Below are 26315 nucleotides of genomic sequence, written 5' to 3' on the forward strand. Positions count from 1 at the left end.
GCAAGTGACGCTGTAGCATCGATCTGCGCATGATCCGTCCGAGGGGTCATGCACCAAGGGATGGAGAGGGTGCTTGGTTACGGCAGCGCGTATCCGTGTGATCGTTTTCCGCTTGCCGATCCTCGTTCTGGCCATCGTCGTCCTGGCGACGGGAATTGCCGGCACTTTCCACACACCCGCCTTGGCGCAGGAGCAGCCGCAGAACCGCGGCTGGTCGCTGCGCGATCTTCTGTTTCCACGCCGCAGCGAGCGCATCGAGCCGCCGCTCGACATCCGCAAGGCAAAGCCCAAGGTCAAGAAAAAGCCCCGAGCACCCGCTGAACCTGCCGTTCCGATTGTAGAGAAGACGCCGGATTCCCGCGTCATCCTGGTGATCGGCGATTTCATGGCGAGTGGCCTTGCCGAGGGCCTCGACACCGCCTTTGCCGCCAATCCCGCCATCAGGATCGTCCAGCGCGCCAACGGCTCGTCAGGCTTCGTGCGCGATGATGTCTACAACTGGCCCGAACAGGTCAAATCGCTGATCGAGGCGGAGAAGCCGGCAGCCGTGGTCGTCATGCTCGGCTCCAACGATCGCCAGCAGATGCGCGTCAACGATGTGCGCGAGCAGCCGCGTTCCGAGAACTGGACCAAGGAATACGAGCGCCGGACCGAGGCGTTGGGCGAGGCGCTGGCGTCGACCAAAGTGCCGTATCTGTGGGTCGGCATGCCGGCCTTCAAGGCGCCGAAGATGACCTCCGACATGTTGGCCTTCAATGACATCTACCACTCGGCCGCCGAGAAGAACGGCGGCGAATTCGTCGATGTCTGGGACGGGTTCGTCGACGAGAACGGCGCCTTCGTCACCACCGGTCCCGATATTAACGGCCAGGCCGTGCGGCTGCGCTCCGACGACGGCATCAACGTGTCGAAGGCCGGCAAGCGCAAGCTCGCCTTCTACACCGAAAAGCCACTGGCCAAGATCCTCGGCCTGGCAGCGCCGGGAAGCGTGGTGACGGCTGCCGCACCCGCCGGCGCCCCGGTTGAGGCGCCCTCTCTGCCCGCCGCCCCCATCGTGGTCGACCGCACGGTTCCGATGCTGCTCAACGATCCGGCGCTCGATGGCGGCTCCGAACTTCTCGGTGCGGCGGCGGTGCCCAAGGCCAATCCGGATCTGCCCGGCGAGAAACTCATCCTCGAGGGCAAGGCCCCCGAGGCGTCGCCCGGCCGCGCCGACGATTTCTCCCGGCCTCCGAAGACGTAGCCGCCGGCGACAGAAGCCGCCACGCCGGACGCGACGACGGCAACTCCTTAACCGACGGTCCTGCCTGGCGGCAATTCCGCCCCGAGCCGAACAATGGCACTATCGGTTTTTGGCCGAAGTCAAAGTTGGGGGCGAATATGTCGGCAACGGGCTACGCATTGCTTGGGTTCGTGACTTGGACCCTTGTATTGCTCACATGGATGGAGATCTTGCGCACGCACCTCGTACTGAGCGGCCGCATCCCCGCCAATGGATTCGCGCCGGACAACGCAGGTCTTTCGCCCTTTTTACAGCGTCTTGCGCGAGCTCACGCGAATTGCATTGAGGGACTTCCAATCTTCGGAGGCCTCATGGCCTTGGCCATGATGACTTCGCGGACCGGGATCACCGACCCGATTGCGTATTGGTTTCTCGTTGCGCGATTGATCCAGTCTGCCATTCATCTCACGTCGACCAGTCCAAACGCGGTCAAGGCTCGATTTTCCGCGTTTGCGGTCCAGATGGCCATCGGCCTCTATTGGGCGGTGAAGCTGCTAATCAGTTAGCTTCAGCGCGGCAGCACCGTCGATCCCATGAGCGCCTCGTCGATCGAGCGTGCCGCCTGGCGGCCTTCGCGGATCGCCCAGACCACCAGCGACTGGCCGCGGCGTACGTCGCCGGCGGCGTAAAGCTTGTCGACGCTGGTCTTGTAATCGCGATCGTTGGCTTCGACATTCCTGGAACGGCGGTTGTCGGTGACGATTTTCATCTCGCCTTCCAATTCCTTCGCCACGCCCACGGCAGCCGGTCCGGCAAAGCCGATGGCGATGAAGGCGAGATCGGCGCGGATGACGAATTCGGTGCCGGCGATCGGCTTGCGCTTCTCGTCGACTTCGCAGCACTTCACACCGGTCAGCTGGCCGTCCTCGCCGATGAATTCGAGCGTCGCCACCTGGAATTCGCGCTCGGCACCTTCGGCCTGCGAGGACGACGTCCGCATCTTGGTCGCCCAGTAGGGCCAGACCGAAAGCTTGTCTTCCTTTTCCGGCGGCTGCGGGCGGATGTCGAGCTGGGTAACGCGGACCGCGCCCTGGCGGAAGGCGGTGCCGACGCAGTCGGACGCGGTATCGCCGCCGCCGACGACGACGACATGCTGGCCGCTGGCGATGATCGGGTGCGACGGCCACGCCACCGACTGGATCGGCTCGCCGCCGACGCGGCGGTTCTGCTGCACCAGATAGGGCATGGCGTCATAGACGCCGCCGAGATCGTCGCCCGGAATGTTGGCCGGACGCGGCGATTCCGAACCGCCGCAATAGAGCACCGCATCGTATTCGGCGAGCAGCTCTGCCACGGACTTGTCGACACCGACATTGACGCCGCAATGGAAGGTCACGCCCTCGCCCTGCATCTGCTCGATGCGGCGGTCGATATAGTGCTTCTCGATCTTGAAGTCGGGAATGCCATAACGCATCAGCCCGCCGGGGCGGCTCTCACGCTCGTAGACACTGACCTCGTGCCCGGCGCGGCCAAGCTGCTGCGCGGCGGCCATGCCGGCCGGGCCGGAGCCGATGACGGCAACCCGCTTGCCGGTCTTCTTCTCCGGCGGATAGGGCCGGATATGGCCGGTTTCGTAGGCCTTGTCGGCGATCGCCTGCTCGACCGTCTTGATGGCGACCGGAATGTCTTCGAGATTCAGCGTGCAGGCTTCCTCGCAAGGCGCGGGACAGATGCGGCCGGTGAATTCGGGGAAATTGTTGGTCGAATGCAGGTTGCGGATCGCATTGTCCCAGTCGCCATTGTAGACGAGGTCGTTCCAGTCGGGGATCTGGTTGTGGATCGGGCAACCGGTCGGCCCGTGACAGAACGGAATGCCGCAGTCCATGCAGCGTGCCGCCTGTTTCTCGACCTCCTTGTCCGACATCGGCAGCGTGAACTCACGGAAATGCCGGATGCGGTCGGATGCCGGCTGGTACTTGTGCACCTGCCGGTCGATTTCGAGAAAGCCTGTTACCTTGCCCATAGTCCAGTTCCTGCTGTCCAGATGGTGCGGGGTTCGCCGCACCCGTTAACCCCTTGAGGCAGCCATGGCAACCTTGCGTCAGAGGTCAAACTGTCGCTGAAAGTTCCGCCGGGAAGCCTGGGCCTCCCGGCAAGTTCAAAAGCCTATTCCGCCGCCACGCCCATGCGCATGCGTTCCATCTCGATCAGCGCGCGGCGGTATTCGACCGGCATGATCTTGCGGAATTTCGGCCGGAAGGTCGTCCAGTCGTCGAGGATCTCGCGGCCGCGCACCGAACCCGTGAAATGCACGTGGTTCGAGATCAGCTGGTAGAGCCGCTCCTCGTCATGGCTGGTCATGTCGCCGGAGACGTCGACGCGGCCCTTATGGTCGAGGTCGCCGCCATGATGCAGCAGCCTTTCCATCAGATCGTCCTCTTCCGGAACCGGCTCCAGCTCGACCATTGCCATGTTGCAGCGCGCGGCGAAATCGCCGGCTTCGTCCAGCACATAGGCGACGCCGCCCGACATGCCGGCGGCGAAGTTGCGGCCGGTCTGGCCGATGACGACGACGATACCGCCGGTCATGTACTCGCAGCCATGATCGCCGACGCCTTCGACGACGGCGGCCACGCCCGAGTTGCGCACCGCGAAGCGTTCGCCCGCGACACCGGCGAAATAGGCCTCACCCTCGGTTGCGCCATAGAGCACCGTATTGCCGACGATGATCGATTCCGCCGCGACGATTTTTGATTCTTCCGGCGGCCGGATGACGATGCGTCCGCCCGACAGACCCTTGCCGACATAGTCGTTGGCGGCGCCGACGAGATCGAACGAGATGCCGCGCGCCAGGAAGGCGCCGAAGGATTGGCCGGCGGTGCCGGTCAGCTTCACCTGGATCGTGTCTTCGCGCAGGCCCTTGTGCCTGAAGCGCTTGGCGACTTCGCCCGACAGCATGGCGCCGGTCGAGCGGTCGACATTGCGGATGTCGACCTCGATCTTGACCGGCTGCTTGCTCTCAAGCGCGGGCTTGGCCAGCTCGATCAGCTTGCGGTCAAGCACATCGTCGATCGGGTGCTTCTGCCGCTCGGTCCAGTGTATGGCTTCATGCGGCGCATCCGGCTTGAAGAACATCTTGCCGAAATCGAGCCCGCGCGCCTTCCAGTGCTGGATCATCTCGCGCTTTTCCAGAAGATCGCTGTCGCCGACGATCTGGTCGATATGGGTGTAGCCCATTTCGGCCAGCAGCCCTCTCACCTCTTCCGCCACGTAGAAGAAGAAGTTGATGACATGCTCGGGCGTGCCCTTGAAGCGCTTGCGCAGCACCGGATCCTGCGTCGCGACGCCGACCGGGCAGGTGTTGAGATGGCACTTGCGCATCATGATGCAGCCGGCCGCAATCAGCGGCGCGGTCGAGAAGCCGAACTCGTCGGCGCCGAGCAGCGCGCCGATGATGACGTCGCGTCCGGTGCGCAGGCCGCCATCGACCTGCAGCGCCACGCGTGAACGCAAGCCGTTCAGCACCAGCGTCTGATGCGTCTCGGCAAGGCCCATTTCCCACGGGCTGCCGGCATGCTTGAGCGAGGTCAGCGGCGAGGCGCCGGTGCCGCCATCATAGCCCGAGATGGTGATGTGGTCGGCGCGCGCCTTGGCGACGCCGGCCGCGACGGTGCCGACACCGACTTCCGACACCAGCTTGACCGAGACGTCGGCCGCCGGATTGACGTTCTTCAGGTCGTAGATCAGCTGCGCCAGATCCTCGATCGAATAGATATCGTGATGCGGCGGCGGCGAGATCAAGCCGACGCCGGGCGTCGAATGCCTGACCTTGGCGATGGTCGCGTCGACCTTGTGGCCCGGCAACTGGCCGCCCTCGCCGGGCTTGGCGCCTTGCGCGACCTTGATCTGCATGACATCGGAATTGACGAGATATTCGGCGGTGACACCGAACCGGCCCGAAGCGACCTGCTTGATCGCCGAGCGTTCCGGATTCTTGCCGCCGCCGGGCAGCGGCAAATAACGGTCGGCCTCTTCGCCGCCCTCGCCGGTGTTCGACTTGCCGCCGATCTGGTTCATGGCGCGCGCCAGCGTGGTGTGCGCTTCGCGCGAGATCGAACCGAACGACATCGCCCCGGTCGAGAAACGCTTGACGATGTCGGCGGCCGACATCACGTCCTCTATCGCGACCTTCTTGCGGCCGGTCTCTTCCGCCAGCTTAATCCTGAACAGGCCGCGAATGGTCTGGGCCCGGGCCGTCTCGCTGTCGATCTGCGCCGAGTAATCCTTGAACGTCTCCCACGAGCCCTGGCGCACGGCGTGCTGCAAGGTGGCGACGGCGTCGGGCGACCACATATGGGCTTCGCCACGCATGCGGTACATGTATTCGCCGCCGACCTCGAGGCTGTTGCGCAGCACCGGATCGTTGCCGAAGCCGTCGCTGTGGCGGCTGAGCGTCTCGGCCGCGACCTCGTCCAGACCCACACCTTCGATCAGCGTCGCAGTGCCGGTAAAGTACTTCTCGACGAAATCCGTCTTCAGCCCGATGGCGTCGAAGATCTGCGCGCCGCAATAGGACTGGTAGGTGGAGATGCCCATCTTGGACATCACCTTGAGGATGCCCTTGCCGATCGACTTGATGTAGCGCGAGACGACTTCGTAGGCGTCGACCTCGGCCGGCAGTTCGCCGCGCTTGTGCATGTCGAGCAGCGTGTCGAAGGCGAGGTAAGGATTGATCGCCTCGGCGCCGTAGCCGGCAAGGCAGCAGAAATGATGCACTTCGCGCGGCTCGCCGGATTCGACGACCAGGCCGACCGCCGTGCGCAGTCCCTTGCGGATCAGATGGTGGTGCACCGCCGCCGTCGCCAGCAGCGCCGGAATGGCGATGCGGTCCGGCCCGACCTGGCGGTCGGACAGGATGATAATGTTGTAGCCGCCGGCAACGGCCGCTTCGGCCCGCTCGCACAGACGTTCGACGGCGCCCTGCATGCCGGCAGCGCCCTCGCTCGACCCGTAGGTGATGTCGATCGTCTTGGTGTCGAAACGGTCTTCCGTATGACCAATCGAGCGGATCTTTTCCAGATCGCCATTGGTCAGGATCGGCTGGCGCACTTCGAGCCGCTTGCGGCGCGAATTGCCGACCAGGTCGAAGATGTTGGGCCGCGGCCCGATGAACGACACCAGGCTCATCACCAGCTCCTCGCGGATCGGGTCGATCGGCGGGTTGGTGACCTGAGCGAAGTTCTGCTTGAAATAAGTGTAGAGCAGCTTCGACTTGTCCGACATCGCCGAGATCGGCGTGTCGGTGCCCATCGAACCCACGGCTTCCTGGCCGGTGGTCGCCATCGGCGACATCAACAGCTTGGTGTCTTCCTGGCTGTAGCCGAACGCCTGCTGGCGATCGAGCAGGCTGACATCCTTGCGCAGTTCGCGCGGCTCGACCGGCTTCAGATCCTCGAGGATCAACTGCGTGTTATTGAGCCAGGTCTTGTAGGGATGCCTGGTCGCGATTTCCGACTTGATCTCCTCGTCGGAAATGATGCGGCCCTTGGCGAGGTCGATCAGAAGCATGCGGCCGGGCTGCAGCCGCCACTTCTTGACGATCTTCTCCTCCGGCACCGGCAGCACGCCGGCTTCCGAGGCCATGATGACGCGGTCGTCGTCGGTGACGATGTAGCGCGCCGGGCGCAGGCCGTTGCGGTCGAGCGTGGCGCCGATCTGGCGGCCGTCGGTGAAGGCGACCGCGGCCGGCCCATCCCACGGCTCCATCAGGGCTGCATGGTATTCGTAGAAAGCCTTGCGGTCGGCATCCATGAGCTTGTTGCCGGCCCAGGCTTCCGGGATCAGCATCATCATGGCGTGGCTGAGGCTGTAGCCGCCCTGGAACAGGAATTCGAGCGCATTGTCGAAGCACGCCGTATCGGACTGGCCGTCATAGGAGATCGGCCACAGCTTGGAGATGTTGTTGCCGAACAGCTCGGAATCGACCGAAGCCTGGCGCGCCGCCATCCAGTTGTTGTTGCCGCGCACCGTGTTGATCTCGCCATTGTGGGCGACCATGCGGTAGGGATGGGCCAGCTTCCACGACGGGAAGGTGTTGGTCGAAAAACGCTGGTGGACGAGGATCAGCGCCGTCTCGAAACGCGGATCCGACAGATCCTTGTAGTAGGCGCCGACCTGGTAGGCCAGGAACATGCCCTTGTAGACGATGGTGCGCGCCGACAGCGACACGCAGTAGGCGCCGACATCCCGGTTGTTGTTCTCGGCGTAGATGCGGCCGGAAATGACCTTGCGCAGCAGGTAGAGCCTGGCCTCGTACTCTTCGTCGTCGGTGATGTCTGGTGTGCGGCCGATGAAGACCTGGCGATGGAACGGTTCGGACGCCGCGATATCCGGCGCCTTCGACAGCGATGAATTGTCGACCGGCACGTCGCGGAACCCGAGCAGCGGCAGCCCTTCGGATTGCGCCGATTCGGCGATGATGTCTTCGATATGAGCGCGCAGCGCCGCGTCCTGCGGCATGAACCAGTGGCCGACGCCGTATTGCCCAGCCGCCGGCAGTTCGATGCCCTGCGCCGCCATCTCCTCACGGAAGAAGCGGTCCGGGATCTGCACCAGCACGCCGGCGCCGTCGCCCATCAGCGGATCGGCGCCAACGGCGCCGCGATGCGTCAGGTTTTCGAGCACGAACAGCCCGTCCTTGACGATCTGGTGCGACTTCACATTCTTCATGTTGACGATGAAGCCGACGCCGCAGGCGTCATGCTCATTGCGCGGATCATAGAGACCCTGCGCGGTCATGCCATTAGTGGTCAGGCCGTTGGTGGTTCGGCCGGTATTGGTCAGAACGGTATTTTTAACGGCTGCCGCTTTCGTCTGCGCGGCCTGGCCGATAATCGCAGATGGCGTCAGTTCCGTCATCGTCCTGTCCTCCGTTCCGGCCCCTTGCACTTCTAGCGTTTGGGGCGCTGGTCTACCTTGGGAAGCGACTGGCTTCCGCTCTCATTCTTGCGGCACGTCTTGCGAAATCCTTGGCGAACCGAGCGGTGCGCCGCCGGTTCGTATCCGGTATCGTACAGGCCACAGCCGAACCGTCTACCCGTCGCTCGCGGCAACGGCCGGAGTGGCCCAAATGATACGCCAATCCAGCCTGACTTGTGCGACAAAATAAGACAGCACTACTGTCCTAAATTTTTATGGCAGAAATCCTGAACACACACAAGACCGATTCACAAAAATCTTGGGCGTTTGGCGACAGAAAATTACGCGACACGCAGTCGAAACGAAAACTTCGGTCCCCGCACGCCTTCGTGATCAGCCTCTGGCTTTACCGCTTTTTCAGCCCCTGGCCCTTGCGCGTCAAACCCCGAAGCAGCCATGGTCGCGCTCCTTTTCGCAAACAGCCATGGACTTTTTGAATGTTCTTTGCATCCGACAACTGGGCGGGCGTCCATCCCGGCATTGCCGCCGGCCTGTCAGCCAATGCCGGCGGCTTTTCGACCGCCTATGGCGATGGCGATCTCGATCGCGCCGTCTACCAGCGTTTCAGCGAGATTTTCGAGCGCGAAGTCGCGGTGTTCTTCGTTGCCACCGGCACAGCCGCCAACTCGCTGGCGCTGGCCGCCTACAACAAACCCGGCGGCATTTCTTTTGCCCACCGCGAATCGCACATCATCGAGGACGAATGCGGCGCGCCGGAATATCTCGGTGGCGGCTCGCGCCTTCATGCGATCGACGGTGCACTGGGCAAGATCGATCCGCACAATCTTGAGCGCACCATCGCCCGTTTCGCGCCCGAGATCGTCCACTGGGGACGGCCGACGGCCATCTCGATCACCCAATCGACCGAGGTCGGTACGATCTATGGGCTCAATGATATCTCCGCGATTTCGGATATCGCCAAGCGCTTCTCCCTTCCGCTGCATATGGACGGCGCGCGTTTTGCCAACGCGTTGGTCGCGCTTGAGACGACGCCTGCTGAAATGACCTGGAAGCGCGGCGTCGACATCGTCTCCTTCGGCGGCACCAAGAATGGCTGCTGGTGCGCCGAAGCCATTGTGCTGTTCGATCTCGACCGCGCCAAGGAATTGTCCTTCCTGCGCAAGCGGGCCGCGCAGCTGTTTTCCAAGTCGCGCTTCATATCGGCGCAGTTCGAGGCCTATTTTAGAGATGGCCTTTGGTTGGACACGGCCCGCCACGCCAACGCCATGGCCGCGCGCCTGGCCGCGGCGATTGAGGATTCGGCAACGGCGAAGCTCGCCTGGCTGCCGCAGGCCAATGAGGTGTTTGCGGTGATGCGGAAGGATCAAGCTGAAAAGCTGCAGTCGGCGGGCGCCGCCTTCTACGACTGGCACAAGCCGCACAGCTTCGATGGCCATGTCGGCGAAGACGAGTTGCTCTATCGCTTCGTCACCAGCTTTGCCACGACTTCGGATGAAGTCGACCGCTTCGGCCAGTTGATCGCCTGAGCGCCCAAGGGATCGAGCGTAAAGAGATGACCAAGCCACCCCTCGGCTCGACCATGCGGCTGCTTCGCCCGGCGCCAAAGGTGCTGGGCTTCTACGATGGCCGCGTCGACGGCGTCCGTGCCTGGTCGGACGAGCCGAATTGGCTGGATGACGGCGCCTATGCCCTCGGCATCTGCACCTATGCGGTTGTCGACGGGCCGCAGGCGCTTGTCTACGACACGCATATTTCGCTGCCTCACGCGCGCTCTATCCGGCAGACGCTCGAAGACATGGGCGTCCGCTCGATCCGCGTCGTGCTCAGCCACTGGCATGACGATCATATTGCCGGCAATGAAGTGTTTCAGGACTGCGAGATCATCGCCAACGCGCTCACCGCCTCGGCACTCAAGAACAACCGGGCCGAGATCGAAGGCGGCGTTCCGCCGATCAAGCCACTCGTGCTGCCGAACAGGACCTTCGACGGCAGCCTCGACCTCACCGTCGGATCGATCGCGGTCGAACTGCGCCGGGTCGAAATCCACAGCCATGACGGCACGGTGCTGTTCATGCCCGAAACCGGCCTGCTGCTGGCAGGCGACACGCTCGAGGACCCGATCACCTATGTCAGCGAGGCGGATCGTCTGGCGCAACATCTGGTCGATCTCGAACGCATGGCTGGCTGGCCGATCAACCGCATCCTGCCCAATCACGGTTCGCTCGAAGCGATCGAACGAGGCGGCTATGACAAAAGCCTCATCGCCGCGACCCAAGCCTATGTCCAGAAACTGCTCCGCTGCCGGCATGAGCCCGATCTGGCCAAGCAGGATCTGAAAACCTTCGGCGCCGACATGTTCGCCACCGGTGCGGTCGAGTACTTCGCGCTATACGAGCCCGTTCATCGGCAGAACGTCGAGGCCGTTCTCGCGACCGGCGCCTAGGCCAAGAAAGGCCGTACCAACAACTCCAGGCCAAGCAGGATCAGGAAAATGAGAAACCAGCGCCGGAAGGTCGCCGGGCTGATCCGCTGCCGCAGCAATTGGCCAAGCCACATGCCGAGCAGCGCCGGCAGGACCGCCAGCGACGACATGGCGATGTGTTCGACCTTGAAGGCGCCGTGCGAGGCAAGGCCGGCGGCAAGCGCGATGGTCGACACGGTGAAGGACAGGCCGAGCGCCTGGATCAGGTCGTCACGGCTCAAGCCCAGCGCCTGGATATAGGGCACAGCAGGGACGACGAACACGCCGGTGCCGCCGGTGACGAGGCCGGTGAGAAAACCGATAACAGGCGACGACCAGCGCTCGGCCGACGCGGGAACCGTCAATTGCCGCGCCAGCAGTGTATAGACGGCATAGACAATCAGCGCAGCACCGAGGCCGGCGGTGGTCCATTTGACGTTGTCGCTGGCCAAGAGCCACGAGCCCGCGAGTGTCCCGCCGACGATGCCGATCATCATCAGCCACAACCGCCTGAGGATCGAGGCGAAGCTCGGACCGGCAAACAGCTGCCAGATGTTGGTGACGAAGGAGGGCACGATCAGCAGGGAGGCCGCGGCGACTGGCGGCATGATGGTGCCGAGCAACCCCATCGCCAGCGTCGGCAGGCCCATGCCGGTAACGCCCTTGACGATGCCGGCAAGCAGGAAGGTGACGGCGATGGTGGCTGTCAACGCCAGCGAGAAATCAGACATCGCCCTTCATGGGAAGGCGGCGCCCCTACCGAAAGAGCCAGAGATGATGGTTCGGGGTGGCAGACTTCGGCGCCACAAAAAAGCGGCGCCTCGCGGCGCCGCTTTCGTCTCGGGAGGAGACGCTTCTATTCCTGGGCGTTACTACGTCCCTTGGGCGTTGTGACGCCGCCGTCTTGATTACGCGGCGTTCTTGGCCTCGATCTGCTTGGCCTTCTCGGAGCTGGCGGTAATCGCGATCTTGCGCGGCTTCAGCTCCTCGGGGATGTTGCGGGTGAGATCGACGAAGAGCAGGCCGTTCTTCAGCGTGGCGCCGACGACCTCGACATGGTCGGCAAGCTGGAAGCGACGCTCGAAGGAGCGCGAGGCAATGCCGCGATAGAGCAGCTCGGAGCCTTCGCCATTGCCCTCTTCCTTGCGCTCACCCTTGACGGTCAGCACGTTGCGGTGGGCTTCGATCGATATCTCTTCATCCGAGAAGCCGGCAACCGCCATCGAAATGCGATAGGCGTTCTCGCCGGTGCGCTCGATGTTGTAGGGCGGATAGGTCTGCGCGCTCTCGGGCTGAGCCAGGCTATCGAGCATCGTGAAGAGTCGGTCGAAACCGACGGTCGAGCGATGGAGCGACGAAAAATCAACGTGACGCATGAGGTGTTCTCCTGTTGAGCAACATGGTTTGCGTGTGGCCGGTGCGAAACCCTGAAAAAGGCGTTTCGCGTGAACCAGCAGCCCCGACATCGGCGGCTGCATCCGACATTTGGGGAGCGCAAAAGCGCATTTCAAGGATTTTTGAACAGCTGTGAATCGAGGCGACGATGAACGGCAGATGAACCGCCGCTTCGGCGCCCGTTCAGCCGGCCGGCGCTAGAGTACAGCCAGGATCAACAACCAGGCGGCACCAGTAGAAGGTGCCGCGACGAAGCCGAACCGGGTGTAACGTCCCTTCCTCCCGGATCGACAGAGGCCGGAAGCACGCCGCAAGCTGCTTCCGGCCTTACTCGTTGTTCGTCCGCCCCCTTGGCGCCCTCCCTTTGCTTTTCATCCATTGGCGTCTATCACCATGCCGACGCCCTGCCGGGCGAGACACCACCAAACGCAAGCGCCGAATGACGGATCTCTTCCACCCCACGCCAGGCAATCCGCCGCCGCAAAACGTCGCCGGCGGTTTCTTCACCACGCGCGACGGCAAGAAGATCCGCTATGGCCTTTTTGCCGCGGTCACCCGACCGCTGAAGGGCACGGTCGTGTTGCTGCCCGGCCGCAACGAGTGCATCGAGAAATATTTCGAGACCATCCGCAACCTGACCGATCGCGGCTTCGGCGTGGCCACGCTCGACTGGCGCGGCCAGGGCGGTTCGGACCGGCTGCTCCGTGACCCGCAACGCGGCTATGTCCGCTCCTTCTACGACTACACCGGCGATCTCGAGCAGTTCTTCGAGGACATCGTGCTGCCCGACTGCCGCGGCCCCTACTACATCCTCGCCCATTCGGCCGGAGCCGTAATTGCGCTGCTCGCCGCGCCGTCGATGGTCAACCGGGTGCGCCGCATGGTGCTGATTGCGCCTTTCCTGACGGTGCCCGATTTTCCGCTGTCTGCAAAAGCGGTGCGCCGCGTCTGCTCTGCATTGTGCTTTCTCGGCCTTGGCCGGCTCTATGCCGCCTGGGGTCCGCGTCCGCGGCAAACCCTGCCCTTTGCCCTCAACAAGGTGACTTCGGACCCCGAGCGTTATCAGCGCAACACGCAGATTTATGAAGCATGGCCGCAACTGGCGCTCGGCGGCCCGACCATCCGCTGGCTGCAGGCCGCCATCAAGGCCGGTGAGGTCATCACCGAGCCGGATTTCATGGCCAGGATCCAGGTGCCGCTGCTGGTGATCGCCGCCGGCGCCGATCAGGTCGTCTCGACCAAGGCCGTGGAGGCCTACACCAGGCGTCTGCGCGTCGGCTCGCTGCTGACGATCGATGGCGCCAAGCACGAGATCCTGCAGGAGGCCGATGTCTATCGCGAGCAGTTGCTCGCCGCCTTCGACGCCTTCATTCCCGGCAACGACGACCCCACGACCTGATGCCGCCAGCGCCGCTGGTTGCGGCGCCTTGAGCTTGCGCCTGCTGACAGCCTTCTGTCAGGAGGACCGCCCGGCAGCGCCGGCCGCACGCAAAGAGCTAAAGATTCTGACAGCCGGTGCTGCCCCGGAATGCTCATCTCCCAGTCGAACTGAACGTCCCAGTCGAACTGAACGCCAAGGAGATGACATCATGACCGAGAAAACCTGCGCTGCCTGCGATTGCCAGCTGGACGCCAACCCGATCCGCGTCAAGGTCGGTGGCAAGACCGTCGAGGTCTGCTGCGAGGAATGCGCGATAGCGCTGAACGAAGCCGGCGCCTCTGTGGCCGGCGCCTCTGTAGTCGGCAACGGGGAGGCCTGAGCGATGCGCGCCAATCATGCAACGGTGGTGCACCTGGCACAGGCACCCGCAACCCAATCCGCGACCTTCCGGCGTTCCTTGCGGACACACTGCATCGCGGCGGCCAATTGGATCAGCCGTCAGCTGGAGAGGCGCCGAAGCCGCCTTGCACTGCTCGAAATGACCGACGAGCAGCTCAAGGACATCGGGCTGTCGCGCGGCGAGGCCCATGCGGAATATGTGCGCCGTTTGTGGGACTGAGCCGGGCTGGTCGCGAAAACTCTGACAGGTGAAGTCTCCTGACAGGTTTGGACAGGCCGATCGCCTAAAGTGCCGGATAGCTTGTGGTGCAAAGGGAAACGCAACGGCCATGTCGCAATTCGCAGTACAGACGCTCCTGGACACCGGTACCGTCAGGGTAAGGGACGTCGTCTGCAGCGGCGAATGCCGGCACAAGAGCGAAGAAGAATGCACTGCGGCCACGCATCTGGTGTTTCCCTATCGCGGTGTCTTCGTGCGCCATGTCGGCCGCAACGATGCGGTCGCCGAAGCCAACCAGTTGCTGTTCTTCAATGAGGCCGAGCCATACCGGATCAGCCACCCCGTCGAGGGTGGCGATTCCTGCCTCGATCTCGTCATCGAGGAGGCGCAGCTGCAGGAATTGACGCCGAAGGAGCAGTTGCGCTCGGGCAGCGCGTTGGCGTTTCGCCGCCAGCGCCGCCGCATCGACCCGCGGGCCCAGGCGCTGGTGGCGGTGCTGCGCCACAGCCTGAGCCGCAACATTGCCGAAACGCTGGAGGCCGAAACATTGGCGCTGACGCTGGTGCGACGCTCTCTCGGCGAGCGCACCTCGCATGCCGCCGGCGCCAGCGCCGGCCGGCAGAAGCTGGTCGATCGCGCCAAGCTCGTCCTGTCCTCGGACCTGTCGCGGCGCTGGACGCTGGCCGAGATTGCCCCCGAAGTCGGGGTGTCACCGGTTTATCTGACGCAGGTCTTCCAGCAGGTCGAGGCGATGCCGCTGTATCGCTACCATCTGCGCCTGCGGCTGGCGCGTGCGCTCGACCTGCTCGGCCGCTACGACAATCTGACGACGCTTGGGCTGGACCTCGGCTTCTCCAGCCACAGCCATTTCAGCGCGGCGTTCCGGCAGGCCTATGGCCGGACGCCGGCGGAATTCCAGCGCTCGATCAAGCGCTGACAGAGCAAAAAAATCAGCCGCGTAAGGCCGCCATCGCCGCCGCGTGAAGCTCCGGCGTCGCCGCGGCCAATATGTCGCCGCCCTTTTCCGCCGGGCCACCCTCGAATGTGGTGACGACGCCGCCGGCCTTTTCGATGATCGGGATCAGCGCCACGATGTCATAGGGCTTCAATCCGGGATCGGCGACGATGTCGACGCTGCCCGAGGCAATCATGGCGAAGGCATAGCAATCGGCGCCGTAGCGAACGAGCTGGACTTGCTTTTCGAATTTGTCGAAGCGCGTGCGCGCCTCGCCCTTGAACAGCGCCGGCGTGGTGGTGAACAAGGTCGCCTCGTCGAGCTTCGTCGTCTTGCGGGTCGACAGCTTCCGCGGGCCGCCTGGACCCTCATAGTGGGAACCGGAAGCGTTGGCGTAGAACAGCTCGCCGGTGAAGGGCTGCGCCATCATGCCGGCGACAGCGTCGCCGTCGACCGTCAGCCCGACCAATGTTCCCCACACCGGCAGGCCGGAGATGAAGGCGCGGGTGCCGTCGATGGGATCGATCACCCAGACATGCCTGGAGGAAATGTTTTCGCTGCCGTGCTCTTCGCCCAAAATGCCATGATCGGGAAACTCGGCCGATATCAGCGCCCGGATGGCGCGTTCCGCCTCGCGGTCGGCTTCCGTGACCGGATCGAAACTGCCCTTTTCCTTGTTGGCCACCGCGCCCTGTGCGCGGAAACGCGGCAAGGTTTCAGCCGCCGCCGCTTGCGCGATCCGGCGCATGAAATCGATGCTGATGTCCACCTGATTCTCCCGCATTGCAGAGTGCCTGATCCGGTCTGGCGGCACTTTTGCGCCAAAACAAGCCGGTTTATCGATTTATCACTGAGATAATTGTTGCCAAAATGTCACATCAACGCCATTCAAACGCAATTTCCACATCAGAGTGAATTAAAAAAGCGTGGAATCGATTGACATTTGTGCATCGCACAATAACTTTGTACTCGGACAGGTTTTCCTGTCCATGCCCTCCTTGGGCGTTTCCTCCCTAGACTTCGACCGTGTCGTGCAAACGATGCGGTCTTTTTTTACGCCGCCGCGTGGCTGGCGCGGGATCGCGCAAATAGCCGCCGTTCTGGCGTCATTCGGCAGCCAGTGGCAGGTCGATGAAATGGTGATCGGGCATCGCCATCAGATCGGCCGAAAAGCGCGCCATGTCGTCGGCCAGCGCATCGAAACCAGCCGATTTCTGGAACGTCCGTTCATTCATGTAGAGCCCGCGATTGACCTCGATCTGCAGCGCATGCAGATGGCGCGCCGGCCGGCCGTAATGCTCGGTGATGAAGCCGCCGGCATAGGGCTTGTTGTGGGCGACTGTATAGCCCATGCCGGTGAGCAGCCCTATCGCCGTCTCGGTCAACGCAGCCGTGGCCGAGATGCCGAAACGGTCGCCGACGATGAAGTCCGGCCGCAGGCCGCTGTCACCCACCCTGATGCTCGCCGGCATCGAATGGCAGTCGATCAGCACGGCATAGCCAAACCTGGCATGGGTTCGGGTCAAAAGCCGCTTCAGCGTCTCGTGATAGGGTTTGTAGACGGCCTCGATGCGCTGCACGGCCTCCGCCAGCGGCAAGCGGCCGGAATAGATGTCGAGCCCCTCGCCCACCAGCTTGGGCACGGTGCCGAGCCCGCCGGCCACGCGCGCCGAGCGGATGTTGCAGAAGGACGGCACCGGCTCGGCGAACATGCGCGGGTCGAGTTCCCAGGGTTCGCGATTGACGTCGAGATAGGCGCGCGGAAAATTCGCCGCCAGCATCGGCGCGCCCAGCGCCACCGCACCGCCGAACAACTCATCGACATAGCAATCCTCGGAACGCCGGATGGCGTTGCGGTCGAGCCTGGCCATGGCCAGGAAGCGGTCGGGATAATAGCGGCCGCTATGCGGCGAGTTGAAGACGAAGGGAACGCGCTGCTCGGCGCCCGATCGGATTTCGAAGGGTGGAACGACCGAAAAATCCTCGGCTGCCGTCGTCAATTTGAACGAACCCGGAAACAGCAATGCATCATGATGGGAAACTGCCACCTCATCGGCCGCATGTCCAGCATTTCGGCGTGCCAGAAACCCCGGCAAATCAGGATTAATGCTGCTAGCGTTCACTTGATGTTTACCGTCACCTCCTCATATACAGGATGGTTAACGGGCTTGCCGGACGGCAGGCTTGGGTGGGGTGATTCGGACGGGATATGATGGCACGCATTCTGCTGGCGGAAGACGACGACGATATGCGCCGGTTCCTGGTCAAGGCGCTGGAGCGAGCGGGCTACCAGGTCAGCGATTTCGACAATGGCGCCAGTGCCTATGAGCGGCTGCGCGAGGAGCCGTTCTCCTTGCTTTTGACCGACATCGTCATGCCGGAGATGGACGGTATCGAACTCGCCCGCCGCGCCACCGAGATCGATCCCGACCTCAAGGTGATGTTCATCACCGGTTTCGCGGCCGTCGCGCTCAACCCCGATTCCAAGGCGCCGAAAGACGCCAAGGTGCTGTCGAAGCCCTTCCATCTGCGCGATCTCGTCAATGAGGTCGAAAAAATGCTGCAGGCCGCCTGAAGCACGCCCAGTGTGATTCCGCCGCTCGCCTGGCGGCGCGACAAAACGAGCCGTTCTTTCCCTTTTCCGGCTATTGACGCGCTGGATCAAAAATGGTGTATGCGCGGCTTCGGATGGGCGTGTAGCTCAGCGGGAGAGCACTGCATTGACATTGCAGGGGTCACAGGTTCAATCCCTGTCACGCCCACCATCCAGACCAAAGCCGCACCAGAGCTGACCGAGCGCCAACGGCTGTTGCCGTTGCGCCATCCCTCAGGCGCTGCCGTTCGTCATGCCATCGGGCGGGTAAGCCTGCCTTGACAACCGGGCTGATTTCACCCGGAGGTCGCCGGATGCATTATCTCAATGCTCACAAGCTCATGACCAACCTGCCGGTCGTGCAGGCCTATTTCGCCAGGCGTGGCGAACCGCGTGCGGATTTGCGCATCTTCATGCAGGACGAGCACAATCTGGTGCTTCCCGGCGGACGCGACGTCTCCCGCTCGACGCCCCGGGGCGTCGTCCCATCGATGTTCGGCGGCGACGGAAAATACCTGGTGCGCATCGTCGGGGAAAAGCAGTTCCGCGCCGCCGATATCGTGCTGGAATACAATGTGCCGAACATCGTCAACATCAAATCCAGCGGGAAATTCTCGCGCGATCTGTGCGACCGCATCGTCTACTGCCCCGCCATCCCGTTTCCGTATTCAAATGCCGGCGGCCGGCAGATCGACGTGCTGACCAACATCATCAACACCAGCGAGCCGAGACGGGCAGCCCTGATCGAAAAGCTCGAAGGATTCCCGGGCTACCGGAACGCGCAAGGCATCTACGACCTGCCTGGGCTGCAGTCGCTGTACCGGAGCGCGAAGATCGTCGTGAACCCGCACCAGACCTGGCACCACCATTCGATCGAAGAGTTCAGGGTGCTGCCGGCGTTGTCGCAAGGCTGCCTTGTCATCAGCGAGGACGTGCCGTTGCGAACGCACATCCCCTACCATGAGCATATGATCTGGTGCCGCTACGAAGACATCCCGGACGTCGTCGCCGCGACGCTAGGCGATTACGACGCCATCGTCGAGAGGCTGCACGGTCCCGCGCTGCAGGCATTGCTGGCGTCGATGGTGACCGAATTCGAACGGTCGATGGATGCAGCGTTGGCAGCCGACGACGCCCGGTCTTCTCGCGTTTCGGGATTTCTTTCAGCCATTCGGCGCAATCTGACCTGGGGTATCTAAGGGAAAACCGGGTAGCGGTTTTCCAATCCGTAACGGCATCCGGTTGGTGGTGCGGGAAACGTCCCGGCGCGAGCCGAGACGATTCAGGCGCGTGGATCATTGCGGCCGCGGATCGGGCTTGTCATGGTTGCGGCCTTCACGGCACGGGGTGCCGATGCCGCAGCATTTGCCGTTATAGGTGACACCAGGTTTGGTCTTCTCGCATTCCCTCGGCGGTGCCGTCTGACACCCCGCCAGCACCGAAACGGCGATGGCGGCGAGAAGGACGTTTCTTGACGTGATAGACATGGACGTTCTCCTTGATGGACCGTGTTTGCTACACAGCGCTTGGTCGCGGGCGGCACCGAAATGGTTCATGAGCAAAACGGAAATTGCCGGCAAAGCTTCCCGGCGCAGGCTGGTGAGCAGGCACGATAAGGCCCGGGACAAATTTTCCGTCGTGACGCCCGGGCCCGATGGCTTTAAGGCTGGAGCTGACGCGATGTTCGGGTGGGGAACAATGCGAATGACGACATCAGGATGGTCGAGGATCTCCGACCACTTGCGCGCTCGCTCTGGCGGGTGGCCATGACGTCTACTCCGGCGGAGCGGAAGGCGGCCTGGCAACGCATTTACCTCGAACTCAAACGGACGAGGAAATATCTCCAATCGCCGGGCGCGAGCCTTGGCGGCGTGCTGGTTGCGGCAAAGCGAACGCTCGAACACAGGCGCGATGTCAGGCTTCGCACCAGGGCGGCGCGTGACGCATACCCTGCCTTGCCGATTGCGGCGGCGAAGGACAGCTTCATGCTCGTCCGCATCATTGGCAACGATCTCGAGCCGAGGCACCGCAAAGGCCAGTCCTTCGACAATGCCCGTTTCATCCTGGACAATGAGCCGGCCTTTCCTGACTGCGACAAATTCTGGATCGTCAATCGGATAGCCGATGCGGCTGAAGAGGCCCGCATCGTCGAGCTGCTGGAGGGGCGCGGCCAAAGCTTTCTGCGCATCCCTTTCGATCTCGAGGCCTATGGCAGAATTGCGTGGGACATTGACGGGCTGACGGCAAAGGAGCTCCGGCTTTCCGGCAGAAGCGGCCAATCGGCTGAGCTCACAGCGCGCTACGAAACGCTCATCAGGCGCAGCAAGAACCGTTATCTCATGAATAACAACGGCGCCCGCAACAAGGCGCTCGAGATCGCGCGCACACGGGCGAAGTGGCTGATGCCGTGGGACGGAAACTGCTATCTGACCGAGCAGGCATTCCGGCAGATACGCGAAGCAATCGAGGCGCGGCCGTATTTACCCTATGTCATCGTGCCGATGGCGCGCATTGTCGAAAACGCGGGCCTGCTCGACGAGAATTTCAAGCCGGCGGCCAGGGAAGAGCCGCAGATCATCTTCCGCACCGACACCACTGAGCTGTTCGACGAAAACTATGCCTATGGCCGCCGGCCCAAGGTCGAAATGCTGTGGCGGCTCGGCGTTCCCGGACCGTGGAACCGTTTCCGCGACGACCCATGGGATTTCCCACGTCCGTCGCTGGCCCCCGATGCCGGGCTTTTCCAGAATGCCGGCTGGGTGGCGCGCCTGGATTCCGGGCGCGCGCATCTGGAAATCGGCAAGGTCGGTTTCGTCGCCCGCTGGAGCAGCCGCGACGAGGCGATCGTCGACATGATCGACCGCTGCGATGCCTTGGCGACCGCCGCCAGGCTCGATCCGGCGCGCCTGGCATTTTACGATGACGCTGCCCTTGCCGCGGCATCCGGGAACGCCGAGCTTCGCCGCCAGCTCGAAACGGCCGCGAGCGAGGTGCTCGCCCGCGCTCATCGCACCGATCTCCAGCAAGCAGGCGATCCTGCCCACCTGCGCCATGCCCTGCACGACACCACCGTGCTGGCGCTGGCGGCGGCCGTGCTCGGCGAGCAGCGTTTTGCCGCCCATGCAGTGCAAGGGATCCGCGCCTGGTTCGTCGACCCCGACACAAGGATGAACCCGCCTTACGCGCAGCAAGCTGTCCTGGGGCTTGGTGATCTCCACTTCTTTCTCGATGCCGTCCGCCTTGTTGAACGCGCCGGGGCGCTGAAGGGACAGGACCGGGAGGATTTCCAAGCCTGGCTTGGCAGCTACGGCAAATGGCTGGCCACCGCGCCGGCGACGGCGTTTGGCAATCGCGGTGTTGTCAGCGATCTGCAACGGGCATCGATCGCACTGTTTCTGAATGACGGCGCGACGCTGGCCAGGGTCCGCCTCCGCGTCCGCGAAAGGCTGGTTGCCGAGATCGCATCCGACGGCTCATTTTTGAACGAACCGTCCAGCCCGCACGACGCCATGTTCGTCTTGCAGGCCTGGACTTCCCTGGCGCGGCTTTTGTCCTCGGTCGGCGACGATCTGTGCCAGGCTGCCGAGGGACAGGGGCTGGTCACGGCGCTGCGCCGGTTTGCAGCCGATATCGACAGACAAGATATCGAGACCATCGACCGGGATCTGGCCCGGCCGCTGCTGTTCGATCTCGCATGCCACGACCCCGAGGCCGCAGCGCTTGCCGAAGTCAGCCCCGGGAGACCGCTTTTCCACCCCGACCGGGGCATTGCACCGTTCTGGATCTGGCGAAGGCCGTGACGGACTAAATCCTGATCCCGGCTTTCCAAAGCCGCAGCCGCGCTTTCAACAGCGGGCTGGAGTCACGCGTCGCGATCGGCCGGATGGAGCGCCTGATCTTCCTGAACAATGCATTGGCCGGTTCGGCAGCCTGCGACCTGGCGATCATCTCGAGCGCCGGTTTCAGTTCGCCAAACCCTTCATGCAGAATATGGGCCGCGCAGGCCGTGGCATAGGGATGACCGGCCTTCGCCGCGGCAAGATAGAACGCGAAATCCTTGCCCATGGCGTGGCCGTGCATTGTCTTGCGCGACAGGGCCGAAAGCATTGGCAGCGGCATCTTGGGATGCGCCTCGAACTGCGCCGTCATGCGCGATTTCAAAATGGCTTCGCCCGAAGAGTAATCCTTCTCGCGAAAATAGGAGGCCACGATCTTCAGCGCATAGGCATCGTTCTCAGGATCGAGCGCACAGCCTTTGCCGAGAATGTCCCTTGCCCTGGCCGGGCTGATGTCATCCTCGACAGCCAGGAACGCCGACAGATAGCCGAAGGCCGCTTCGAGCGGATGATAGTCGGCGTGATTGTGCGCCAACTCATCGAGCATGAGTTGCGAGGTCCGGGGCGGGCTGAACAGCGCGGTGGTCTTGATGCGGGGAGAGTCGCCCATCACCGAGGCCACCGATGCGAACACGCTGCTGCCGGCATAGATCCGCTGGCAGCGCGCCAGAAGCGCCATCTCGAAAAACGCCCTCAGCGTCTGATCCTCGAATTCGTTTGCGCCGAAATCGTCGGTCAGCAACGCGCCGGTTTGCGATCTCAGATAGTCGAGCGTCGCACGGTCCTGGCCGACCAGCAGCGTCGCTATGCCCTGTGACGCGAGCTCCGCCACAATCGCCTTGGCCAGAGTCGAAGGAATCACCTTGCCGTTGAAATTGAGCGTCGAACGGTATTTGCCGCGAACGATATCGCCGCTGCGCAGGTGCAGCCCGGCCATTTGCTCCGGAAATTGACAGGACTGGGCCGTGCGCAGCGCGTGGTTCACCGGCTCGGCAAAGCCGATCGTCCTGATCGTGTCGGACGTCGCGAGCGGCTTGCCGTTGTCGCAAAAAGACTCCAGAACATTGAAATCGTTGCAGAGCCAGCCGCGAAAAAAGCTTCGCCGGGCTGAGGCGTTCAGGCTTGCGCGGGTGAATTTCCCTTTCTTGAGAATCTCAAGAGGCGTGCCTGTGATCTTTTCGCCCAGCCAGTGCTTTTCGATGAAGTCTGGAGCAAATATTTTATCGACCGTATCGACAATGTGAAACGTCTTGTCCGAGACGGCTCGCTTCCAGGTGAAACCGAAGCGGTGGCCTGTTGCATCGGCAAGCGCCTTTGCGTTGACCATGGCCAGAAGCCGGCCGCCCAGCCCGTCATCCCGGGTCGCGGCAATCAACTTTGCATGCCGAGAATTGGGGTCAGGCCGCGCCGAGGCGGACGTCACCCTTCTCAACATGCTGGAGAAACCAGGCATATGTCTGTTCCAATCCACTGCGAAGCGCGTAGCGCGGGCGCCATCCCGTAGCAAACAGCCGCGACACATCCATCAGCTTGCGCGGCGTGCCATCGGGCCTCGTCGTATCGAAGGCGACCGTAGCCTCGACGCCGGCGACGGACGCGACGGTTTGGGCGAGTTCGGCAATGGTGACATCCTCCCCCGAACCGACATTGACATGGCTGTCGCCGGCATAATTCTTCAACAGCCAGACCAGCGCATCGGCGGCGTCGTCGACATGCAGGAATTCGCGCCGCGGTGTGCCCGAGCCCCAAACCTCGAGGCTGGTGCGGCCGCTCAGCGCCAGCGCATGCGCCTTCCGCATCAACGCCGGCACCACATGGCTGCTCTGCAGGTCGAAATTGTCACCCGGGCCGTAAAGGCTGGCCGGCATCGCCGAGATGTAATCGACGCCGTATTGGCGCCGATAGGCCTGGCACAGTTTCAGCCCGGCGATCTTGGCGATCGCATACCATTCGTTGGTGGGTTCGAGCGGGCCGGTCAGCAGCGCGTCTTCCCGGATCGGCTGCGGCGCGAGCTTGGGATAGATGCAGGACGAGCCGAGAAACAGCAATTTGCCGACCTCGCTGCGAAAGGCGCCGTCGATGACGTTGCTCTGCATCACCAGATTTTGCTGCAGGAAGTCGACCGGCAACCTGTCATTGGCCAGGATGCCGCCGACCTTGGCGGCCGCCATCACCACCGCATCCGGCCTGTGCTCGGCTATCCAGCGCCGCACGCCCGTCTGGTCGAGCAGGTCGAGCCTGTCGCGCGACACAGTGAGCACCTCGCAGTCCTCGCTCGCCAGCCGGCGCACGACGGCCGAACCGACCATGCCGCGATGCCCCGCGACGAAGACGCGCTTGCCTTTCAGCTCAAATGTCGCGTCCATCGGCCTGCCTCACGCAGAGCGGCTGTTCTGTAGCGTGCCGCCGGCAGCGCGCGCCAGATCGGCCTGCACCATTTCCGCCACCAGATCCCTGAACCCGGTCGTGTGCGACCAGCCAAGTCTTGCCTTGGCCTTGGCGGGGTCGCCGAGCAAAAAGTCTACCTCGGTCGGCCGGAAATAGCGCGGATCGATGCGCACCAGCACAGTGCCCGAACCGGCATCGACACCGACCTCGTCGACACCCTCGCCTTGCCAGGCAATGGTCCGTCCGGTCTCGGCGAAAGCCAGTTCGACGAATTCGCGCACCGAATGCGCCTCGCCGGTCGCCAGCACGAAATCGTCGGCTTCGCTGTGCTGGAGAATGCGCCACATGCCTTCTACATAGTCGCGCGCATGGCCCCAGTCACGCCTGGCGTCGAGATTGCCGAGATAGAGCGTGTCCTGCAGGCCGTGTTGGATCGAGGCGACGGCCCGCGTGATCTTGCGGGTGACGAAGGTTTCGCCGCGCGTCGGGCTTTCGTGGTTGAACAGGATGCCGTTGGCGGCGAACATGCCGTAGGCCTCGCGGTAATTGACCGTGATCCAGTAGGCATAGAGCTTGGCCGCAGCATAGGGCGAGCGCGGATGGAACGGCGTCGTCTCGCTTTGCGGGACCTCGCGCGCCTTGCCGTAAAGCTCCGAGGTCGAGGCCTGGTAGAAGCGCACCGACTTCTCCAGCTTGAGGATGCGGATCGCCTCCAGCAGCCTGAGCGTTCCCAGCGCATCGGCATTGCCGGTGTATTCGGGCGTCTCGAAACTCACCTGGACATGGCTCTGGGCGCCGAGATTGTAGATCTCGCTGGGCTGCGTCTCCTGCACCAGGCGAATGAGATTGGTTGCGTCGGTCAGGTCGCCATAATGCAGGAAGAAGCGTGCGCCGCGCTCATGCGGATCGACATAGATGTCGTCGACGCGCTCGGTGTTGAACGAGGACGAGCGTCGTTTGACGCCATGGACAATATAGCCCTTCCGCAGAAGCAGCTCTGCGAGATAGGCCCCGTCCTGCCCGGTTACACCGGTGATGAGCGCCACTTTTTCCGTCATTGCCGCATTCGTCCGCACTGAATCCCGGCAACGGAATACAGATTTGGCGCGAGAACGCAAATCCCCATACGGGGGATGCTTTTCAGCCGGCTACGCTGTTCTCAGGCACCCGCAACCGCGCAGAAATTCTTCATCCTGGCCAGCGCAAGCGCGGGATCGGCGAGCAACCCTGCCTGGTCGGCAAGGCGAAAGATGTCGGCATAGTGCAGGATGCCGCGCGCCGACTGCATGCCGCCGACCATTGTGAAATGGTCCTGGTGGCCGTTGAGCCAGGCCATGAAGACGATGCCGGCCTTGTAATACTCGGTCGGCGCCTCGAAGATCTTGCGCGACAGCGGCACCGTCGGCGCCATCAGCGCGTCATAACCGGCGCGGTCGCCGTCGGCCAGCTTCGCCAGCGCCGCATTGGCGACCGGGGCGATGGCGTCGAATATGCCGAGCAAGGCATGCGAATGCCGCTTCCCGTCGCCGGCAATCAGTTCTGGATAGTTGAAGTCGTCGCCGGTGAACATGACGACGCCTTCCGGCAGCCGGTTGCGCAAGGCAACTTCCTTATCGGCATCGAGCAGCGATATCTTTATCCCCTCGACCTTGCCGGCATGGCGCTCGATGATGGCGACGACGGTATCAAGCGCCGCGTCGAAGTCGCCGCTGCCCCAATAGCCTTTCAGGGCAGGATCGAACATGTCGCCCAGCCAGTGCAGGATGACCTTGCCGGAGGCCTGGCTGAGGATGCGGTCGTAAACCCTGACATAATCATCCGGGCCTTTGGCGACCGCCGCCAGCGCCCGGCTGGCCATCATGATCGCCTTGCCGCCCTCGCCTTCGATGAAAGCGAACTGCTGTTCATAGGCGGCGATCACGTCGTCGAGCGTTCTGGCAGCTCCCGGCGCCAGATGATCGGTGCCGGCGCCTGATGCAAGGTCGGCGCCTTCGACACCGCGTGCCTCGGCGATCGAGCGTCGAATCAATTCCTGCGCGTTCGTCCAGTCAAAGCCCATGCCGCGCTGCGAGGTATCCATCGCTTCGGCGATGCGGAAGCCGAGCCGCCACAGATGGTGGCGAAACGCCATCGTCTTGTCCCAGTCGACCGCAGGCTTCGACCACGGATTGGTCATGGCGAAAGGATCGGCGACGACATGGGCAGCTGCATAGGCGATGCGCGGGAAAGCTGCACCGATCCTGGGCTCGACCGGGTCGCCCACGAGCTTGTAGCCGGCGCGGCCGCCATTCTCCGCAGGCAGGGCAATATCCATGGCAACCTCCGTTTCCGGCATCCTATAAATGGAACGTTCCAATAAATCAAGAACCTTTATGATTCCTGAAATTGAACCGGTCCAAATGGCAAACCGAGGCTAAGGGCCTTGCCGTGCACCACATCCATCAATTTTTCAGGCGCTCGCCAGAATCCCGATTGACTCTCGTTTGGCACAGTGATTAGAACGTTCCAATAGATTTGCCAATTCAG

22 protein-coding genes and 1 tRNA gene are annotated in these 26315 nt (G+C 63.0%); 12 read left to right on the top strand and 11 right to left on the bottom strand.

All coding sequences use genetic code 11. The features are described from left to right. The first annotated feature begins 73 nt into the window (after positions 1-73). Together AC1DYJ_RS14820 and AC1DYJ_RS14825 are read left to right on the top strand one after the other, a co-directional pair. Complete coding sequence (locus AC1DYJ_RS14820; protein WP_477286192.1) at positions 74-1243, top strand: SGNH/GDSL hydrolase family protein; 1170 nt, start codon at positions 74-76, stop codon at positions 1241-1243. Between the two features lie 137 nt (positions 1244-1380). Next, a complete protein-coding gene (locus tag AC1DYJ_RS14825) occupies positions 1381-1788 on the top strand; it encodes an MAPEG family protein (protein ID WP_477286190.1) in 408 nt (135 codons plus the stop codon). Between the two features lie 2 nt (positions 1789-1790). Here the strand turns inward: AC1DYJ_RS14825 and AC1DYJ_RS14830 are convergent, their stop codons facing one another. Both AC1DYJ_RS14830 and gltB read right to left on the bottom strand, forming a co-directional pair. Beyond that, entirely contained in the window at positions 1791-3245 is a 1455-nt protein-coding gene (locus tag AC1DYJ_RS14830) for a glutamate synthase subunit beta (RefSeq protein ID WP_477286188.1), read from the bottom strand. Positions 3246-3388: 143 nt separating this feature from the next. Continuing rightward, complete coding sequence (gltB, locus tag AC1DYJ_RS14835) at positions 3389-8140, bottom strand: glutamate synthase large subunit (protein ID WP_477286187.1); 4752 nt, start codon at positions 8138-8140, stop codon at positions 3389-3391. Positions 8141-8637: 497 nt separating this feature from the next. Between gltB and AC1DYJ_RS14840 the strand changes: the two genes are divergently transcribed. Beyond that, positions 8638-9687, top strand: a complete 1050-nt coding sequence (locus AC1DYJ_RS14840; RefSeq protein ID WP_477286185.1) for a threonine aldolase family protein — start codon at positions 8638-8640, stop codon at positions 9685-9687. A gap of 26 nt (positions 9688-9713) precedes the next feature. After that, the gene (locus AC1DYJ_RS14845; RefSeq protein ID WP_477286183.1) at positions 9714-10604 is read left to right on the top strand and encodes an MBL fold metallo-hydrolase; all 891 of its coding nucleotides are present in this window, start codon (positions 9714-9716) and stop codon (positions 10602-10604) included. On the opposite strand, the gene AC1DYJ_RS14850 is transcribed toward AC1DYJ_RS14845, so the two are convergent. Both AC1DYJ_RS14850 and AC1DYJ_RS14855 read right to left on the bottom strand, forming a co-directional pair. Further along, positions 10601-11353 carry a sulfite exporter TauE/SafE family protein gene (locus AC1DYJ_RS14850; RefSeq protein ID WP_477286181.1) on the bottom strand — a complete coding sequence of 251 codons (753 nt, stop codon included), beginning with the start codon at positions 11351-11353 and terminating at the stop codon, positions 10601-10603. The two genes, AC1DYJ_RS14845 and AC1DYJ_RS14850, sit on opposite strands and share 4 nt — an antisense overlap. Before the next feature lie 177 nt (positions 11354-11530). Further along, positions 11531-11998: an Hsp20 family protein gene (locus AC1DYJ_RS14855; RefSeq protein ID WP_477286179.1), complete on the bottom strand. Its 468-nt coding sequence runs from the start codon at positions 11996-11998 to the stop codon at positions 11531-11533. Between the two features lie 458 nt (positions 11999-12456). Here AC1DYJ_RS14855 and AC1DYJ_RS14860 point away from each other — a divergent pair, with 458 nt between their 5' ends. The 4 genes from AC1DYJ_RS14860 (at position 12457) to AC1DYJ_RS14875 (ending at position 14954) form a co-directional block, all read left to right on the top strand. After that, entirely contained in the window at positions 12457-13416 is a 960-nt protein-coding gene (locus tag AC1DYJ_RS14860; protein ID WP_477286177.1) for an alpha/beta fold hydrolase, read from the top strand. Between the two features lie 190 nt (positions 13417-13606). Continuing rightward, on the top strand, positions 13607-13777 hold the full coding sequence (locus AC1DYJ_RS14865; RefSeq protein ID WP_181057448.1) for a hypothetical protein: 171 nt from the start codon (positions 13607-13609) through the stop codon (positions 13775-13777). 3 nt (positions 13778-13780) lie between these two features. Further along, entirely contained in the window at positions 13781-14017 is a 237-nt protein-coding gene (locus AC1DYJ_RS14870) for a DUF1127 domain-containing protein (RefSeq protein ID WP_477286175.1), read from the top strand. 109 nt (positions 14018-14126) lie between these two features. After that, entirely contained in the window at positions 14127-14954 is an 828-nt protein-coding gene (locus AC1DYJ_RS14875) for a helix-turn-helix transcriptional regulator (RefSeq protein WP_477286173.1), read from the top strand. Positions 14955-14967: 13 nt separating this feature from the next. On the opposite strand, the gene hisN is transcribed toward AC1DYJ_RS14875, so the two are convergent. Both hisN and AC1DYJ_RS14885 read right to left on the bottom strand, forming a co-directional pair. Further along, positions 14968-15741 (bottom strand): histidinol-phosphatase, encoded by a 774-nt coding sequence (hisN, locus tag AC1DYJ_RS14880; protein ID WP_477286172.1) that lies wholly within the window; start codon positions 15739-15741, stop codon positions 14968-14970. 337 nt (positions 15742-16078) lie between these two features. Beyond that, on the bottom strand, positions 16079-17020 hold the full coding sequence (locus AC1DYJ_RS14885; RefSeq protein WP_477286170.1) for an N-formylglutamate amidohydrolase: 942 nt from the start codon (positions 17018-17020) through the stop codon (positions 16079-16081). Positions 17021-17184: 164 nt separating this feature from the next. Between AC1DYJ_RS14885 and cpdR the strand changes: the two genes are divergently transcribed. The 3 genes from cpdR (at position 17185) to AC1DYJ_RS14900 (ending at position 18764) form a co-directional block, all read left to right on the top strand. Beyond that, the gene (gene cpdR / locus AC1DYJ_RS14890) at positions 17185-17547 is read left to right on the top strand and encodes a cell cycle two-component system response regulator CpdR (RefSeq protein WP_006199474.1); all 363 of its coding nucleotides are present in this window, start codon (positions 17185-17187) and stop codon (positions 17545-17547) included. Positions 17548-17662: 115 nt separating this feature from the next. After that, positions 17663-17737, top strand: a tRNA-Val gene (locus AC1DYJ_RS14895). 142 nt (positions 17738-17879) lie between these two features. Continuing rightward, positions 17880-18764 (top strand): hypothetical protein, encoded by an 885-nt coding sequence (locus tag AC1DYJ_RS14900; protein ID WP_477286168.1) that lies wholly within the window; start codon positions 17880-17882, stop codon positions 18762-18764. A gap of 96 nt (positions 18765-18860) precedes the next feature. On the opposite strand, the gene AC1DYJ_RS14905 is transcribed toward AC1DYJ_RS14900, so the two are convergent. Then, positions 18861-19052 carry a hypothetical protein gene (locus tag AC1DYJ_RS14905; protein WP_477286166.1) on the bottom strand — a complete coding sequence of 64 codons (192 nt, stop codon included), beginning with the start codon at positions 19050-19052 and terminating at the stop codon, positions 18861-18863. A 279-nt stretch (positions 19053-19331) separates the two neighbouring features. Between AC1DYJ_RS14905 and AC1DYJ_RS14910 the strand changes: the two genes are divergently transcribed. Further along, on the top strand, positions 19332-21365 hold the full coding sequence (locus AC1DYJ_RS14910; protein WP_477286164.1) for an alginate lyase family protein: 2034 nt from the start codon (positions 19332-19334) through the stop codon (positions 21363-21365). 4 nt (positions 21366-21369) lie between these two features. Here the strand turns inward: AC1DYJ_RS14910 and AC1DYJ_RS14915 are convergent, their stop codons facing one another. The 4 genes from AC1DYJ_RS14915 to AC1DYJ_RS14930 form a co-directional block, all read right to left on the bottom strand. Beyond that, positions 21370-22776, bottom strand: coding sequence for an O-fucosyltransferase family protein (locus AC1DYJ_RS14915; protein WP_477286162.1), 1407 nt, complete (start codon positions 22774-22776; stop codon positions 21370-21372). Positions 22777-22798: 22 nt separating this feature from the next. Next, positions 22799-23767 (bottom strand): GDP-L-fucose synthase, encoded by a 969-nt coding sequence (gene fcl / locus AC1DYJ_RS14920; RefSeq protein WP_477286160.1) that lies wholly within the window; start codon positions 23765-23767, stop codon positions 22799-22801. A 9-nt stretch (positions 23768-23776) separates the two neighbouring features. After that, the gene (gmd, locus tag AC1DYJ_RS14925) at positions 23777-24847 is read right to left on the bottom strand and encodes a GDP-mannose 4,6-dehydratase (RefSeq protein WP_477286158.1); all 1071 of its coding nucleotides are present in this window, start codon (positions 24845-24847) and stop codon (positions 23777-23779) included. A gap of 101 nt (positions 24848-24948) precedes the next feature. After that, positions 24949-26103 carry a dihydrodipicolinate synthase family protein gene (locus tag AC1DYJ_RS14930; RefSeq protein WP_477426134.1) on the bottom strand — a complete coding sequence of 385 codons (1155 nt, stop codon included), beginning with the start codon at positions 26101-26103 and terminating at the stop codon, positions 24949-24951. Between the last annotated feature and the right edge of the window lie 212 nt (positions 26104-26315).

The sequence above is a fragment of the Mesorhizobium sp. P2_B11 genome (assembly GCF_056404855.1).